At 69.8% G+C, this 16,188-nt stretch carries 14 protein-coding genes; 4 read left to right on the top strand and 10 right to left on the bottom strand.

Features of this window, described 5'->3' with window-relative positions:
* Positions 1-12: 12 nt before the first annotated feature.
* Genes ACSFA5_RS00900 through iaaH form a run of 5 tightly spaced genes read right to left on the bottom strand, consistent with a single transcriptional unit; the run spans position 13 to position 5,975 of the window.
* Positions 13-708 (bottom strand): ABC transporter ATP-binding protein, encoded by a 696-nt coding sequence (locus tag ACSFA5_RS00900; RefSeq protein WP_435442119.1) that lies wholly within the window; start codon positions 706-708, stop codon positions 13-15.
* Positions 705-2,531, bottom strand: coding sequence for a branched-chain amino acid ABC transporter ATP-binding protein/permease (locus ACSFA5_RS00895; RefSeq protein WP_435442118.1), 1,827 nt, complete (start codon positions 2,529-2,531; stop codon positions 705-707). The genes ACSFA5_RS00900 and ACSFA5_RS00895 overlap by 4 nt, the downstream gene beginning before the upstream one ends.
* Entirely contained in the window at positions 2,509-3,363 is an 855-nt protein-coding gene (locus ACSFA5_RS00890) for a branched-chain amino acid ABC transporter permease (RefSeq protein WP_435442117.1), read from the bottom strand. Before ACSFA5_RS00890 ends, ACSFA5_RS00895 begins: the two co-directional genes overlap by 23 nt.
* Before the next feature lie 8 nt (positions 3,364-3,371).
* Positions 3,372-4,520 carry a substrate-binding domain-containing protein gene (locus ACSFA5_RS00885; RefSeq protein ID WP_435442116.1) on the bottom strand — a complete coding sequence of 383 codons (1,149 nt, stop codon included), beginning with the start codon at positions 4,518-4,520 and terminating at the stop codon, positions 3,372-3,374.
* Between the two features lie 48 nt (positions 4,521-4,568).
* Positions 4,569-5,975, bottom strand: coding sequence for an indoleacetamide hydrolase (iaaH, locus tag ACSFA5_RS00880; protein WP_435442115.1), 1,407 nt, complete (start codon positions 5,973-5,975; stop codon positions 4,569-4,571).
* A 162-nt stretch (positions 5,976-6,137) separates the two neighbouring features.
* On the opposite strand from iaaH, the gene ACSFA5_RS00875 reads away from it, so the two are divergent.
* Positions 6,138-6,926 (top strand): helix-turn-helix transcriptional regulator, encoded by a 789-nt coding sequence (locus ACSFA5_RS00875; RefSeq protein WP_435442114.1) that lies wholly within the window; start codon positions 6,138-6,140, stop codon positions 6,924-6,926.
* Here the strand turns inward: ACSFA5_RS00875 and ACSFA5_RS00870 are convergent.
* Positions 6,923-7,834 carry a LysR family transcriptional regulator gene (locus ACSFA5_RS00870; RefSeq protein WP_435442113.1) on the bottom strand — a complete coding sequence of 304 codons (912 nt, stop codon included), beginning with the start codon at positions 7,832-7,834 and terminating at the stop codon, positions 6,923-6,925. The two genes, ACSFA5_RS00875 and ACSFA5_RS00870, sit on opposite strands and share 4 nt — an antisense overlap.
* Before the next feature lie 118 nt (positions 7,835-7,952).
* Between ACSFA5_RS00870 and ACSFA5_RS00865 the strand changes: the two genes are divergently transcribed.
* The gene (locus tag ACSFA5_RS00865; RefSeq protein WP_435442112.1) at positions 7,953-8,933 is read left to right on the top strand and encodes a Bug family tripartite tricarboxylate transporter substrate binding protein; all 981 of its coding nucleotides are present in this window, start codon (positions 7,953-7,955) and stop codon (positions 8,931-8,933) included.
* A complete protein-coding gene (locus tag ACSFA5_RS00860; protein WP_435442111.1) occupies positions 8,926-10,098 on the top strand; it encodes a serine hydrolase domain-containing protein in 1,173 nt (390 codons plus the stop codon). The genes ACSFA5_RS00865 and ACSFA5_RS00860 overlap by 8 nt, the downstream gene beginning before the upstream one ends.
* Before the next feature lie 18 nt (positions 10,099-10,116).
* Here ACSFA5_RS00860 and ACSFA5_RS00855 read toward each other — a convergent pair whose 3' ends face one another.
* The gene (locus tag ACSFA5_RS00855) at positions 10,117-11,718 is read right to left on the bottom strand and encodes an ABC transporter substrate-binding protein (protein WP_435442110.1); all 1,602 of its coding nucleotides are present in this window, start codon (positions 11,716-11,718) and stop codon (positions 10,117-10,119) included.
* A 76-nt stretch (positions 11,719-11,794) separates the two neighbouring features.
* Positions 11,795-12,598: a MetQ/NlpA family ABC transporter substrate-binding protein gene (locus ACSFA5_RS00850; RefSeq protein WP_435442109.1), complete on the bottom strand. Its 804-nt coding sequence runs from the start codon at positions 12,596-12,598 to the stop codon at positions 11,795-11,797.
* Positions 12,599-12,769: 171 nt separating this feature from the next.
* Between ACSFA5_RS00850 and ACSFA5_RS00845 the strand changes: the two genes are divergently transcribed.
* Positions 12,770-13,774 (top strand): DUF2891 domain-containing protein, encoded by a 1,005-nt coding sequence (locus tag ACSFA5_RS00845; RefSeq protein WP_435442108.1) that lies wholly within the window; start codon positions 12,770-12,772, stop codon positions 13,772-13,774.
* Between the two features lie 139 nt (positions 13,775-13,913).
* Here the strand turns inward: ACSFA5_RS00845 and ACSFA5_RS00840 are convergent, their stop codons facing one another.
* Complete coding sequence (locus tag ACSFA5_RS00840) at positions 13,914-15,143, bottom strand: SfnB family sulfur acquisition oxidoreductase (protein ID WP_435442107.1); 1,230 nt, start codon at positions 15,141-15,143, stop codon at positions 13,914-13,916.
* Positions 15,140-16,165: an aldo/keto reductase gene (locus ACSFA5_RS00835; protein ID WP_435442971.1), complete on the bottom strand. Its 1,026-nt coding sequence runs from the start codon at positions 16,163-16,165 to the stop codon at positions 15,140-15,142. Before ACSFA5_RS00835 ends, ACSFA5_RS00840 begins: the two co-directional genes overlap by 4 nt.
* Positions 16,166-16,188: the final 23 nt, after the last annotated feature.

Genomic DNA, 16,188 nt, shown 5'->3' with positions numbered 1-16,188 from the left:
ACCGGCGCAAGGTCAAACCACGAGGTGCCGCTCCAGCGTCTCGCGCGGCAGGTCGGCGGCGGCGCCCGCGAGCGAGCATTCGCCGTGGTCGATGGCCAAGATGTCGTCGGCCACCTGCAACAGGAACTCGAGGTTCTGCTCGACGATGACGAATGCGGCGCCCTCTGCCTTGCGCGCGCGCACCAGCGTGGCCATGCGCTCGATGTTCTCGGGCTGCACGCCCTCGGTCGGCTCGTCGAGCACGCAGAGCGGTGCGCGCAGCCCGAGGGTGCGCGTGAACGACAGCAGCTTGCGCTCGCCCCCGCTGAGCGAGCCGGCGCGCTGGCCCATGCGCTCGGCCAGCCGCGGAAATTCGGCAAGGCCGTCGGCATAGCGTGCAGGGTCTCGCCCGCGCAGGTGCAGCCACAGGTTTTCGCTCACGCTGAGGTCGCCGAAGACCACGTCCTCCTGCGGCGCGTAGGCCATGCCCGCGGCCAGGCGCTGCGGCGGCGGCACGCGCGCCAGGTCGCGTCCGGCAAGCGCGACGCGGCCCTGCTTCAGCGGCAGGAAGCCGGTGAGCGCGCGCATCAGCGTGGTCTTGCCGACGCCATTGCGCCCGAGCACGCCCAGCACGCGGCCAGGGCCGACGGCGCCGCTCAGGCCACGCAGCACCATGGTGTCGCCGTAGCCGCAGACCACGCCGGAGAAGTCGAGCAAGGCCGCGCTCATTTGCGTGCTCCCGCATAGACCGCGCGCACGGCCGGGTCGGACTGGATCTGCGCCAGCGGTCCGCGCGCCAGCAGCTTGCCCTGGTGCAGCACGTACACCTCGCCGCCGATGGAGGCCACCGCGCTGATGTCGTGCTCGATGACCAGCGCGGCCGCGCCCAGGCGCCCGGTCGCCGTCTTGATGGCCTTGATCATGTGGTGCGTCTCGCCGGGCGAGAGACCCGCGCACGGCTCGTCGAGCAGCACCAGGCGCGGCTGCGGCAGCATGGTCATCACGAACTCCAGCGCCTGGCGCTCGCCCTGCGACAGGCTGCCCGCCGGCGCATGCAGTTGCCTGGCCAGCGCGGGGAACAGGTCGAGCAGTTCGCCGCGCAGGGCGCTGTCCCAGGCGAGCGCGCCGCGCTGCAGCGTTGCGGCCGGCCGCAGGCGTCCGGCCCACAACGCGACGTCCAGGTTCTGGCTCACGCTCAGGCCGGGGAACACCGACGGAATCTGCAGCTTGCGCCCGACGCCCTGCCGCGCCACGCGCCAGGCGGTGGCGCCCGAAATGTCCACGCCGTCGAGCAGGATGCGCCCGGCGCGCAGCGGCAGGCGGCCGGTCATCACGTTGAAGGCCGACGTCTTGCCCGCGCCGTTGGGACCGATCACGCAGCGCAGGCCGGGGCCCTGCAGGTCGAACGCAAGGCCGTCGAGGATGCGCACGCCCCCCTGCGCGCAAGCGACCTGCTCGAACGCGAGGCTCACGTTGCCGGCCTGCGCTTGCACCGGCGGTGCCGGCATTCTGGGCGGCGCGGGCGCATCGTCGGTCCGCCCGGAAAACCGGCGCCCCATCGCGGCAAGCCCCGCCAGTCCGTCGGGCAGGAAACGCACGACCCCGATGAAGATCGCGCCGACCGCCACTTCCCAGTAGGCGAAGTGGTCGCGCAATTCAGACGACGCATAGCCCACGAACACCGCCCCCAACAGCGCGCCCAGCGGGCTCGCCTTGCCCCCGACCGCCGCCCAGATGACGAACTCCGTCGACAGCACGAAGCCCATGGTCAGCGGCGTGACGATGCCCTGGTGCATCGCGAACAGCGCACCGGCCAGCGCGGCGAGCATCGCGGAGAACGCAAACGCCACGGCCTTGATGCGGTCGGTGGCGTAGCCGAAGAGCTGCAGGCGCTCTTCGTTCTGCGCCAGCGCGCTCCACAACAGGCCCAGCGGCCGGCGCAGCACGCCGGCCAGCAGCAGCGTGGTGCACAGCGCGCACACGGCCACCACCCAGTAGAAGGTGCTGTAGCGCTCGGTGCCGGGCAACTCCGGAATGTCGGCCATGCCGTTGAATCCGCCCGTGACCGCGCTCCACTGCTGTGCCGCCAGGAAACCGAGCATCGTCATCGCCAGCGTGATCAGCGAGAAGAACGGCCCGCTGCGGTGGCTGCGCGCGAACACCAGCCGCGCCGTCAGGTAGGCCAGCGCCGCGGGCAGCAGCAACGCGAGCGGCAAGGCCGCGAACCACGCCGGCTGCTGCTGCGCCGCCTTGAGCAGGCCGCCGGCCAGGTACGCACCCAGCCCGAAGAACAATGCATGCCCCAGCGGCAGGAAGCCCAACCGTCCCCAGCACAGTGCCACGCCCTGCGTCGCGATGCCGTAGATGAGGAACAGCGCGATCTGGTAGGCGATGAAGTCGTTCGACGCGAACGGCAGCGCCACCAGCCCCGCGCCCAGCAGCCACGGTCCGGGCACGGGCAGGCGCCAGCGCCGCGCGGGCGTGGCAGGCGAGACAGGCGCAAGTGCCGTCCGGGCCACCAGCGAAGAATCAACGGCGTCCAAAGAGTCCATTCGGTTTCAACCAGAGAAAGAGAATCGACAACACCAGCACCACCGCGTAGCCGCTGGCCTGGCCCGAGAGGCTGCTGACGACGGACTGCGTGCCGCCGATCACGCCCACGCCGCCGCCGAAGCCGCCGAGCGTGCCCAGCCCGCCGACCACCAGCACGAAGAAGGAATCGAGCAGGTAGTCGACGCCGATGCCGGGCTCGATGCGCACCAGCGGCGCCAGCAGCACGCCCGCCGCGCCGGCCAGCACCACGCCGATGACGAAGGTCTGCGACGCGAGCCGGCGCGTGTCGATGCCCAGCGCCTGCGCGAGCACGGGGTTTCCCGTCATCGCGCGCACGCGCAGCCCCATGGTGCTGCGCCGGTACCAGAGCGCCAGCCCGATCATCAGCACCACCGACAGCGCGATCAGCGCCAGCCGGTAGCCCGGGTACTGCACGCCGCCCAGCGACACCGGCGCGCCCAGCGTGCTTTCGATGTTGCGGTAGCCGCGCCCGTACACCGCCTCGACCGTCTTGCGCATGACCATCGCCAGGCCCCAGGTGGCCAGCAGCGTGTCGAAGGGCCGCGCATACAGCGGGCGGATCAGCCAGCGTTCCACCGCGTAGCCCAGCACGCCGCACACCCCCATGGCCAGCGGCATGGCCGTGGCAATGGGCCAGCCCCACGACTGCACGGTGACGACCGCATAGGCGCCCAGCATCACGAACTCGCCATGCGCCATGTTCATCACGCCGAGCAGGCCGAACACCACCGCCAGCCCGAGCGTGGTGAGGCCCAGCGTCGCCAGCGCGTAGGCCAGGTTCAGCGCGTGCAGCAACCAGCTGGTGTCCATGGCCGCGCTCACACCTTGCAGGTCTGGCCGGACGCGATGTGCGGGAAGGTCTTCACCACGCGAAAGCCTTTGTCGCCCACGTCGGCGAGGTAGATGTCCTGGTCGACGTGGCGCGCGTGCATGGTCACGGTGCCGCGCGGGCCGCTGTAGGTCGCGCCTTCGCTGGCGGGCTCCATCTTCGCCACGTCGAGCGACTTGGCGCGCGCGGCAATGGCCTCCAGCATCAGGAAGCCCTCGTATACCGACTCGGCCAGGCCGTTGAGCGCGGGCGCCTGCGCGCCGAAGCGCTTGAAGTACGCGTCCGAAAAGGCCTTGGCCGCGGGCGTCTCGATGTTGGCGAAGTAGCCCGCGCTCGAATACAGGTTGCGCGCATTGGCCAGGCCGATGCCGGCGAGCGTGTTCTCCTCGAGCAGCGAGCCCAGCCGAATCGCCTTGTCGGCCAGGCCGAAGCTCGCGAAGGCCTTGTTGAACGTGACGGACGCACCGCCCACCAGCGACACCAGCACCGCGTCGGCCCCGCTGTCGCGGATGCGCGCCAGGCTGGAGTCGAAGTTGTCGGCCGTGAAAGGCAGGTACTCGTCGCCCACCACCTGCGCGCCGGTCTGCGCGATGTAGCCCTTGGCCGCGGCGTTGGTGTTGCGGCCCCAGATGTAGTCGTTGCCGATCAGGTACCACTTCTTCGGCTTGCGCTCCGCCGCCAGCCAGGGAATGACCGGGGCCAGCTGCTGCGCCGGCGTCTCGCCGTTCACGTAGGTGCCGCGCGCGCATTCGCCGCCTTCGTACACCGGCGTGTAGAAGTACGGCACCTGCCCCTTGAAGAGCCCCACCAGCGCGCCGCGCACCGCGCTGTCGTGCATGCCGACGACCGCCTGCGCCCCCTGCCCCTTCCAGAGCTTCAGCACGGTCTGCGAGGCCTCGGCGGGCGGCAACCCGGCATCGCCGAACAGCGGTTTGAGGGTGCGGCCCAGCACGCCGCCGCGTGCGTTGATCGTCTGCACGGCCAGCTCGGCGCAGGCCTTGGCCGAGGGACCGAAGAGCCCGGCCGGCCCGCTCATCGGCAGCATCACGGCCACGTTGAGCGGCGAGGCCGCCCGCACGCCGGCGGAACTTGCGGCCGCTGCGGCTGCAATGCCGTGGAGAAAGGTACGACGGTCCATGGGAACTCCTGGTTGCAATAAAAAAAGACGGAATCGGGCCGGGCGCGCTCAGCGCATCCAGGGCGCGGATGTCAAAGGCGGCAGCACCGCCTCGACGGCAGCGGCCAGCGCCAGCAGCCCGCGGTCGCTGCCGGCCGGACCGTCCAGGCCCAGCCCCACCGGCAACCCGCCTGCCAGGCCGGCGGGCAGGGTCACGCCGGGAATGCCGGCGTTGCTGCCCGGGTCGGTGTTGCGGATGAAGGCGGCAAAGATGGGCAGCGCTTCTCCATTCAGCAGCACGGTCACGTCGCGGCCCACCGGCGCGGCGGTCAGCGGCGTGGTGGGGAACAGCAGCGCACGCACGCCATGCGCGGCGAAGGCTTCGGCATAGACGGCCTGCAGCCCGCGCCGCGCCTGCAGTGCCTGCGCATACACGGCCTCGGGCACCGCGCCTTCGCCCAGCAGCGGCTGCACGATGGCGGCCACGTCGGGGCTGCCGATGGCGTCCACCAGTTGCCGCAGGCTCACGCCGCGCTGCGCGTACTGCAGGTAGTCGCCCATGTCCCTGACGAATTCATACAGCGCAATCGGAAAACCCGCCGCTTCGTTGAAGCCCGCCAACGCCGGCAGCGGCACCTCGACCAACTGCGCGCCCGCCGTGCGCAGGCGCTCGATGGCCTCTTGCGCCACGTTGTGCACGCCAGGCTCCAGCCCTTCCCAGAAGCCCGGCCCCGGCAGGCCCAGCCGCACGCCTTGCAGCGACGCAGGCGCCAGCGGCTGTGCGCTGCCGCTGAGCACGCCGTCGAGCAGGGCGCAGTCTTCCACGCTGCGCGCAATGGTCCCGGCGGCGTCGCGGGTCAGCGAAATGGGCGCGATGCCCCGCCCCGGCACCCGCCCGGTCGTCGGGCGCAGGCCGACCACGCCGCACAGCGCGGCGGGCACGCGCACCGAACCGCCGGTGTCCGTGCCGATGGCCGCGGGCACCAGGCCGGCCGCCACCACCACGCCCGAGCCACCGCTGCTGCCGCCCGGAATGCGCGACGCATCCCACGGGTTGCGGGCGGCGCCGGTCACGCCGTTGTTGGTGGTGATGCCCATCGCCAGCTCGTGCATGTTCGCCTTGCCGGCAATCAGCGCACCGGCCTTGCGCAGCCGCTGCACCACTTCGGCGTCCTGCGGGGGATGCAGGCCGAGCAGCGCCCGTGTGCCCGCCGAACTGGGCAGCCCGACCGCATCGATGTTGTCCTTCAACGCCACCGGCACGCCCAGCAGCGGCAGGTCTTCGCCCGCCGCGATGCGCGCATCGGCGTCCCTGGCCTGGGCGCGCAGGCCCTCGGCATCGAAGGCGACGTAACCGTTCAGCGCGGCGTGCGCCTCGGTGCGCGCAATGAGCGCGTCGGCCACGTCGATGCTGCGCACCGCGCCCGACCGCAGTTCGCGCCGCAGTTGCGCGACGCCCAGTTGTGTGAGGTTCATGTGAGTTCCCGTATCGATCCGGTGGATGCTAGGAATCGCGGGGCCCGCTCACACCTAGCACGATAGATAGGGGGCCTACGGGTCGGCCCCGATACCCGGGCAGATTGCCGGGGCTAGCATCGCCACCACTGAAGTTCGCACGGTCTTTGCTTGACCCCCGCCATGCACCTCTCCACGACACAGACGCGCGCCCTGGGCGACGTCATGCGGCTGCTGGCCGAAGCGACCGACCCCGACGCCCTGCGCGCCGACCTGGCGCTGCCCATGCTCGACCTGCTGCACGCCGACACCTACGTGTCCTTCACCTGGGACGCCGCCGCGCAGTGCTTCGCGCGCGTGAAGGCGCTGAACATGTCGGTGGAGAACCTGCGCAGCTGGGACGAGTACTACCGCTTCGTCGACCCGCTGACCTTTCCGATGATGGAGCGGCGCCACCCCACGCTGGCCACGCAGATCCTTTGCCAGCAAGACTTGTCGCGCACCGAGTTCTTCAACGACTTCCTGAAACGCGACCGCATGCACTGGGGCGTGAACGTCTATGTCTTCGCCGACGGCGAATGCACCGGCGACATGCGCATCTGGCGCCACCGCGAGCGCGGCAACTTCGACGCGAACGAGATCGAGGCGCTGCGTCTGGTCGAACCCGCCTTCGCGGGCGCGCTGGCGCGCTTCAAATGGGAGGCGGGCCCAAGCGCCTCGACCAGGGCGCACGAGGGCGTGGGCGAGCTGCTGCGGCGCAAGTCGGCATTGAGCCAGCGCGAGGCCGAGGCGGCGGCGCTGGTGGTCTCGGGGTGCCCCGACAAGCTCATCGCCAAGCGCATGGCCGTGGGGCTGCCCACCGTGCGCTTCCACCTGGGCAATGCGTTTCGCAAGCTGCATGTCGAAAACCGCACCCAGCTCGCGGCCCGGGTGCAGGCCATGATCGGCAGCGAGGACTTCGCCGACAGCTAGACCCGGTCGTGCATGCGCTCGGCGCAGAAGGCACGCACCATCTTCAAGGCGGGCGCCTCGGCCACGCCTTCGAGCGTGATGAACGCGAACTGCGAGGTCAACCGGGGGCGGCGCGGCAGCTTGATCTCGACCAGCGTGCCCTGGTCCATCAGCGCGCGCGCCACCTCGACCACCCCCAGAAACACCGTGTCGCTGCTGCGCACCAGCTCCAGCAGGCAAGCGGTGTCGTCCGACTGGAACTGCAGCGCGTCCTTGAAATGCACCGCATCGCCGAAGTAGGCATTCAGGCTCAGCACGATCTCGTCGCTCAGGCCGTTGCCGTTGGCGGCCAGCGGATAGGCCCGCAGCTTCGCGAACGACAGCGGGCCGGCCCGCAACAGGGGGTGCCCGCGCCGGCACACGAAGCCGATGCGCATCTCAGGAAACAGCGTGATGTCGAGGTCGTCGTGCGGCGGCAGCGAGCGGCGGTGGGCCACCAGCGCGTCGAGCGAGCGGCTGCGCAAGCCCTGCAGCTGCAGCTCCGCGGGCCCGCCCGACAGCACCACCTTGATGTGCGGGTACTGCGCTGCCATGTGCTGCAGCAGCGGCACGGCCAGCACCGAGGCGGGTGCGGGGCCCAGCCCCAGCTTCACCGAGCCCACCGCCAGGTCGGCCAGCAGCGTGGCGCTGCGCTTGAGCTCCGACAGCTCCAGCCCGATGCGCCGGGCCCGCCCGGCCACGAGCACGCCCAGCGGCGTGAGCGTCTTGTGACGGCCGCCCCGCTCGATGAGCGGGCCGCCCAGTTCGTCTTCCATCGCCTGGATGCTGCGGCTCAATGCCGGTTGCGTCAGAAAGAGCTTGTCGGCCGCACGGCTGAAAGAGCCCGTGTCCACCACCGCGAGAAGGTGCTCGAACTGCTGGAGATTCATGGTGGGACCGGCCTTCTTTTTATGAGTGCAAGTAATGCATTTGCAAATAATTATGCATTGGACGTTCTGTCTTCGGCTTCTTAGCATCGCGTTCATCCCATGCCCAGAAGGCGCTTCAATGACTTCATTCCGTTGGCCCACCGGCCCGATGCTCGGCCTGCTCATGCTGGCCTGCGCGCCTGCGCACGCACAGCAGGCCTACCCGTCCAGGGCCATCACGCTGGTGGTGCCGGTGGCCGCGGGCGGTGCCGCCGACGCACTGGCGCGCGCCTGGGCCGACCATGCGGGCAAGTCGCTGGGCCAGCCCGTGGTGGTCGACAACAAGCCGGGCGCCAACGGCGGCGTGGCGGCGGCCTACGTGGCCAAGCAGCCGCCCAACGGCTACACGGTGCTGTTCGGCAGCACGTCGAACATGTCGCTCAACCCCTTCTCGTACAAGTCGCTGTCGTACGACCCGCTGAAAGACTTCGACCCGGTGTCGATGCTCGCGGGCACCTCGCAGGTGCTGGTGACCAACACCGCATCGGGCATCCGGTCGCTCGACGAGCTCGTCACGCGCGCCAAGGCCAGGCCCGGCGAGCTCAACTACGGGTCGGCCGGCAAGGGCAACTCGACGCACCTGAATGTCGAATTCCTGGCGCAGCATTTCGGCCTGCAGATGACGCATGTGCCCTACAAGGGCGCGGCGCCCGCCATGGTCGGCCTGATCGGCGGCGAGACCCAGCTCGTGTCCGACGCCGTGGTCAGCGTGGTGCCGCAAATGAAAGGCGGCAGGGTCGTGCCGCTGGTGGTCTTCGGCAGCCAGCGCTCGCCGGCCATGCCCCACGTTCCCACGGTCTACGAGGCCGGCCTGAAGGACTTTCCCGCGGGCGGCTGGTACGGCCTGATGGTGCCCAGGGGCACCCCGGGCGCGGCGATTGCGCTGCTCACCGAAGAAACGCGAAAGTTCTGGGCCGACCCCTCCTTGCGGCAACGCATGGACACCCTCTACATGGACCCGCCCACCGCGCTCGGCCCCGACGCGGTGACGCAGACCATGCGCAAGGAGGCGGCCGTGTGGGGCCCGGTCATCACGCGCCTGGGCATCAGCAATGACTGAGCGGCAAGACACCGCCGCGGCCCTGTCGCAGCCGAGAACGCACCTGCCGCGCAGCGAAGACTTCTTGCTGTGGCCGCCGTGCCTGCAGTCGTACGGCTACCGCATCGTCGACCAGCTCTTCGCCACCCGCGCCATCCGCCGCGCCGATGCCGTGCGCGCCTTGCCGCGCGGCCCCGAACTGCAACTGCACTACACGCACGCGGGCGACGCACGCACGGTGGAAGACTTCATGGACCGCAACAGCGTGGCCGGCCTGCTGGTGATGCGCGCCGGGCGGGTCGTGCTGGAGCGCTACGGGCTCGGGTTCGCGCCGGGCGAGCGCTGGAGCACCATGTCCACGGTGAAATCGATGACGGCGATGCTGGTGGGCGCGGCGCTGCGCGAGGGCGCGATCGCGTCCATCGACGACCCCGTCGTGCACTACCTGCCGCAGCTCGCCGGCTCGGGCTATGCGGGGGTGACGGTGCGGCACCTGCTGACCATGTCCTCGGGCGTCGCGTGGTCCGAGGTGTATGCCGACAAGCAGTCCGACGTGAACCGCTACAGCAAGTCGCTGGCCGACAAGGTGCCGGGCGGCGTGCTGCGCATGCTGCAGCAGTTGCCCTCGGTGCACGCGCCCGGCACCGTGTGGCACTACAACACCGGCGACACCTACCTGCTGGGCTGCGTGATCAGCGCCGCCACCGGCCGCACGCTGGCCGACTGCATGTCCGAGAAGATCTGGCAGCCCTGCGGCATGGAAGACGAGGGCTACTACACGCTCGAGTCGGACAACGGCCAGGAAATCGCAGGCAGCCGGGCCGGCATGTCGTTGCGCGACATGGCCCGCTTCGCGTCGCTCGTGGCGGCCGACGGCTTCGTCGACGGCACGGAACTCTTCGCGCCCGGCTGGGTGGACAGCGCGGCGCGCCGGGCCTTCGAGGTTCCGCAGAGCTTTCATCCGTCGCGCCTTTCGCTGGGCCTCACCGGCTACGGCTTGGGCTGGTGGCTGAGCGACGACGGCGCGATGATGGCCATGGGCCATTCGGGCCAGCGCATCTACGTGCACCGCCAGGAACAGCTGGTGGTGGTGAACCTGGCGGTGTACCCCGAGCCGCGCTACGCGAGCGCCCACGAGCACGACCGCGACGCGGAGCTGCACAGCCTCATTCGGGCCTGCCGCTGAGCGGCGGGGTTGCGCCCGCTAAGGCTGGAAGTACAGGTCGGCAAAACTGCCGCGAATGTGCTCGCCCGTGGGCGCATAGTCGCGCACCTTCTTCGCCGCCACGGTGATGGCCGGGTTGGCCCCCAGCTCGATCGACGGAATGTCCCGGTGCACGGCCTGCTGGAAGTCGATGAAGAGCTGCCGGCGCCGGGCCTCGTCCACCTCGACGGCGGCGGCTTCCAGCAGCCTGTCGACCTCGGGGTTCACGTAGTGCGCCGCGTTGGAAAACGGCAGCCCGATCTTGAAGTTCTTCGACCAGAACACGCGCTGCACGCCCACCGTGGGGTCGAACAGGTTCGTCAGGCTCTCCAGCGTGATGTCGAAGGCGCGCTCGGTGTAGGCCTTGGTCACGTAGGTGGCGAAGTCGTAGCTCTCCACCGCCGCGTCGATGCCGATGCGCCCGAGCGACTGCCGCACGAAGTCGGCCGCGCGCCGTTCCTGGAAGGGGTTGTAGAGCACGCGCAGCTTCAGCCGCGTGCCGCCTGCGCCACCTGCACCTCTCTTGAAGCCCGCCGCGTCCAGCAGCGCCTCGGCCTCCTTCGGGTTGAAGGGGTAAGGCTGGATGCTCGCATCGTGATACCGGCCGATGCCCTTGCCGATGGGCGATGCGGACAAGGTGCCGTAGCCGTACCACACCGTCTTCGCGAAGGCGTTCACGTCGATGGCCTGCGCAATGGCGCGGCGCACCTCGATCTTCTGCAGCGCCGGCGTGTCCAGGTTGAAGTAGATCTGCTGGTGGCTGCCCAGGTACGGCGAGATGCGCGTGTCGATCTGCACGCCCGGCAGCTTGCCGAAGCGCTCCACGTCCGACAGCGGAATGCCGCCCGTGCCGTTGGCCAGGTCGGCCGCACCCGACTCCAGCGCGGCCGCGCGCGCCGCCGAGTCGAGCACGAAGCGCACCACCACCCGGTCGAGGTAGGGCTTGGGCTTGTCCCAGTAGTTCGGGTTGCGCTCCAGGATGATGTGGCTGCCCTGCACCCACTCCTTGAAGACGAAGGGCCCGGTGCCCACCGGCGCGCTGTTGTACTTGTTCGACGCGATGTCGGTGCCCTCGTACAGGTGCCTGGGCACGATCGGCGATTCGGTGGCCGCCAGCGCGGTCAGCAAGAACGGCGACGGCTTGCTCAGCACGATGACGGCGGTGTACGCATCGGGCGTCTTCACGTCCACCACGTTGGCGAAGGTGCCGCGCCCGCGCGGGTGCACCTGCTTGAGCGTGAGGATCGAGAACGCGACGTCGGCCGAGGTGAAGTCTTGTCCGTCATGCCACTTCACGCCCTTGCGCAGCGTGAAGGTGTATTGCAGGCCGTCCTTGCTTTGCGACCAGGCGGTGGCCAGCAGTGGCTTGGGCTTCAAGTCGTAGTCGTAGGTGAGCAGCCCCTCGACGATCTTCGGACCGATCTCGGCGTTGCCGCCGGCCGTGGTGGTCAGCGGCACGATCGATGCGGGCACCGGGTTGACCAGCCAGGTCAGTGTGCCGCCCGCGCGCGGCTGCGCCGCTGCCGTCCATGCGGTGAAAACCGCGAGCACGGCAACCGCCGCGTGGCGCACGACCGAGCGTGCCCCTTTCCATTGCTTCATGTGAACCTGTCGCTGTTGTGTGGAGTCGAGAGTCGAAAAGCCGCGGCGCCCTCACGCCGGGACGCGCACGCGGCGCTCAGAACGCGGGAATGACCGCGCCCTTGTATTTGTCCTGGATGAACTTGCGCACCTCCGGCGTGTGCAGGGCCGCGACCAGCTTCTTCACCGCCGGCGAGGCCGCGTTGTCCTTGCGCGCCGCAATGAAGTTGGCGTAGGGCGAGTTCTGGCCGCTCTCGATGAAGAGCGCGTCCTTGGCCGGATCGAGCTTGGCTTCGAGCGCGTAGTTGGTGTTGATCAGCGCCAGGTCGACGTCGGGCAGCGCACGCGGCAACTGGGCCGACTCGAGCTCGCGAATCACCAGCTTCTTCGGGTTGGCGACGATGTCGCGCGCGGTCGACTTGATGTTCGACGCGTCCTTCAGCTTGATGAGCCCCTGCCTGGCCAGCAGCGACAGCGCGCGGCCCGAGTTCGACGGGTCGCTCGGTATCGCGATGACCGCGCCGTCGCGCAGCTCGGAAGTCTTCTTGATCTTCTGCGAGTACGCACCGAAGGGCTCGATGTGCACGTCGCTGTTCGGCACCTCGACGATGTCGGTCTTGCGGTCCTTGTTGAAGGAATCGAGGTACGGCCGGTTCTGGAAGAAATTGGCGTCCAACTGCTTGTCGCTCACTGCGAGGTTGGGCTGCACGTAGTCGTTGAAGACCTTGACCTCCAGGTCCACGCCCTGCGCCTTGAGCTGCGGGCGAATGAATTCGAGGATCTCGGCGTGCGGCACCGGCGAGGCGGCCACGCGCAGCACGTCCTGCGCATGCACGGAGGCGCCCAGGCCGGCGACAGAAAGCACCATCACGGACAGCGCGCGTTGAAATGGAATCGGCATCGTTGGGTTCCCTCGAAGAAAGTTGGTGTAACGCCGCGCAGGTTAGTGGCGCGGCGTGCGTCGCCCAAGCGATGAATTGGCGGTTGCTTATGTGTTTTGGGAGCAAGGCCGCATGCAAGGGGCTGCCCGCTTCTGCGAGGATGTGCGGCAACGACACCACGCAAGCAACCGATGCCACAGACCCTCACCGCGGACATGGCCGCACGCTTCGCCGACATCGCACTCGGCCATGTCACCCGCGAGTACCCCAACAAGCCCGACCACACGCTGGCAGGTCCGCTGGACGCGCGCACCCCGAGCGACATGCACCCGGTGTTCTACGGCAGCTACGACTGGCACTCCTGCGTGCACGGCTACTGGATGCTGGCGTATCTGCTGCGGCGCTTTCCAGGCATGGCGCCGGCAGAAAGAATCGAGCGCCTGTTCGACCAGCAGTTGGTTCACGACAAGGTCGCGGTCGAATGCGCCTACCTGGCGCAACCCACGGCCCGCGGCTTCAAGCGGCCCTACGGCTGGGGCTGGCTGCTCAAGCTGGCCTCGGAACTTGCGCAGCACCCCACGGTGCGGTGGGCCACTGCGCTGGCACCGCTGGCCGAGGTGTTCGCGCAGCGCTACCGCGACTTCCTGCCCCTGTCCACCTACCCGGTGCGCGTCGGCACCCATTTCAATACGGCCTTCGGCCTTCGCATGGCCGCCGACTATGCGCAGGCAACGTCCGACACCGCGCTGGCCGACCTGCTGCTGGGCACCGGCAGGCGCTGGTACGGCGACGACACCGATTGCCCGGCCTGGGGCGAACCCAGCGGTGACGACTTTCAGTCTTCCGCGCTCATCGAGGCCGAATGCATGCGGCGCCTTCTGCCGGCCGACGAATTCGTTCCCTGGCTGGACCGCTTCCTGCCGCGCATCGCGTTGCACGAGCCGGCCACCCTCTTTCGCCCGGCGAGCGTTTCCGATCGCACCGACGGCAAGCTCGCGCACCTCGACGGCCTGAACCTCAGCCGCGCCTGGTGCTGGCGCGGCATCGCGTCGGCGCTGCCCGATGGCGATGCGCGCCGTGCGGTGGCACTGCAGGCGGCCGACGACCACCTCGCCGCGGGGCTGCCCCACATCGCGGGCGACTACATGGGCGAGCACTGGCTCGCGAGCTTCGCGGTGCTGGCGCTGGAGGCCTGAGCTCAGGGTCGTAGGCCAGCGTCAAGGGAGACCCCTTGAAGCCGCTGGCGCTCCAGGCGCGGGCAGAGGCCGACGGGCGCGGCGCCGGCCGCAAGGGCGACATGCCGTCGGAAGATCATGGTGCGAAGGGTGTGTGGCGTCAGAGCGCGCCGGCGCTTTCGGGGCCGATGCCGTTGAGCAGGTGGTCACCCACCACGGTGAGCTTGTGGCGCACCGGGTCGTGCAGCGTGTGCACCCGCGCGTTGCGCCAGTGGCGGTCGAAGGCGTGCGGGTGCTGCGCCGCGCGCGTGCCGCACAGCTCGAAGAGCTTGCTCGACGCGTGCAGCGCCACCTCGGACGTGAGCCACTTGGCCTCGGCCACCGCCAGCGACGCGGCCGCCTTGCGCGGCTTGTCGGGCTCGGCGATGGCGGCGTCCACCGCCAGGCCCGCGCGCAGCGTCATCGCCTCGGCGGCATGGATGCGGGTCTGGATCTCGCCGACCTGCGCAATCACCAGCGCGTCGGTCACCGCGCGCGGCGAGCCCGCCGGCTGGCTGATCGACGACGGCCCGCGCAGGAAGCGCACGGTGTCGTCCAGCGCCGCCTGCGCGATGCCCAGGTCGATCCCCACATGGCTGAGCTGCGACACGGCGCCCATCGGCTGCTCGCTGTAGGCGCGGTGAATGGGCAGCACGCACAACTCGGGCAGCTCGACGCGGTCGAGCCGCACGCGCCCGCTGGCGGTGGTGCGCTGGCCGAAGCTCTGCCAGTCGTCCTCGATGGTGAGGCCCGGCGTGCCCGCCGGGATGATGGCGACCGTTTTTTCGCCCGCCTCGTTCTGGCCGATGACCGTGACGTAGTGGGCGAAGAGCGCGCCCGTCGCATAGACCTTCTCGCCGCTGAGCACATGGCCGCGCGCGGTGCGCGCGATGACGGTGGGCTGCACGGGCGCCGCATCGACGTTGGCATTGCCGAAGCGGCAGCCGCGAAGGATCTCGCCGAGGAAGAAGTCTTTCTGCGCCGCGCTGCCGACGGTCGAGAGCCAGAACACCGCGCTGTTGTGGTTCTGCTGGACCTGGCCGATCGATGCGTCCGCCGCCGACAGGATGGCGAACACCTGCGCCACGGTCGCATACGACACGCCCGCGCCGCCGTGGCCGCGCGGCACGTTCATGGCCCACAGGCCGGCGCCCGACACCACGTCGAGCTCCCGCGCGGGCAGGATGCGCTCGCGGTCCCGCAGGGCCGCGCCTTCGGCGATCGACTGCGCAACGCGGCGGGCCGCCTGCAGCACGTCGGCGTCGGAGCCCAGCACCTGCGCCGCCTGCACGGCGCGCGCGGTGCGGTGGTCCGCCGGCCGCTGGCTCACCGAGGCAAGCACGGCGTTCATGCCGTCGTGCGATGCCGCGGCAGCCGCCCGTAAAACGGATGGCTCGGGTCGTTGAAGCCCGGCAGCGACGCGTGCCCGGTGGTCACCAGCGCGTCGACCAGCGCCTCGTCTTCCTCGGTGAAGCGGTACTGCAGCGCGGGCACGTAGTCTTCCCACTGTTCCAGCGTGCGCGGGCCGGCAATGGCCGAGGTGACGAGGCGGTTGTTCAGCACCCAGGCCAGCGCGAACTGCCCCGGCGTGATGCCCCGGCCTTCCACGTGCTGCTTCACGCGCTGGGCGATTTCGAGCGATTCGGGCCGCCATTCGGTCTGCAGGATGCGCTTGTCGTCGCGTCCGGCGCGCGTGCCCGGAGGCGGTGCCTTGCCCGGCTCGTACTTGGCCGTGAGCACGCCCCGCGCCAGCGGGCTGTAGGACACCACGCCCAGGCCGTAGTACTCGGCCGCGGGCAGGTGCTCGGCCTCGATCTGCCGGTTCGCCAGGTTGTAGAGCGGCTGGCTCGCCGCCGGACGGTCGACGTTCAGCGCGTCGGCCGTGCGCGCGAACTCCGCGATCTTCCAGGCGGGGTGGTTGGACAGGCCGTAGCTGCGCAGCTTGCCCGCGCGAATCAGGTCGCCCAACGCGCGCACCGTCTCGGCCACCGGCGTGGCGCGGTCTTCGCGGTGCAGGTACAGCAGGTCGATGTGGTCGGTGCCCAGTCGCTTCAGGCTGGCCTCGACCGACTGCACGATGCCGTGGCGCCCGGTGCTCCTGTTGTTGGGGCCGGCGATGTCGGGGTCGGCGTTGGCGAACTTGGTCGCCACCACCCAGCGGTTGCGATGGGCGGCCACCAGCTGGCCCACCACCGTTTCCGATTCGCCCTTGTTGTAGGCGTTGGCGGTGTCGATGAAGTTCACGCCCTGCTCCAGCGCGCGGTCGGTGATGCGCTGCGCCGTGGCGCGGTCGGTCTGGCCGCCGAACATCATGGTGCCCAGGGTCAGCGGCGACACGAGGATGCCGCTGCCCCCGAGGGGTCGGTAGTCGATGGTGCTCATGAAGTAAAGGCTTT

The sequence above is a fragment of the Variovorax monticola genome (genome assembly GCF_051216855.1).
Lineage (GTDB): Bacteria > Pseudomonadota > Gammaproteobacteria > Burkholderiales > Burkholderiaceae_C > Variovorax.
The sequence above is the reverse complement of the archived record's forward strand: the minus strand, read 5'-3'. Positions and strand labels throughout refer to the sequence as shown.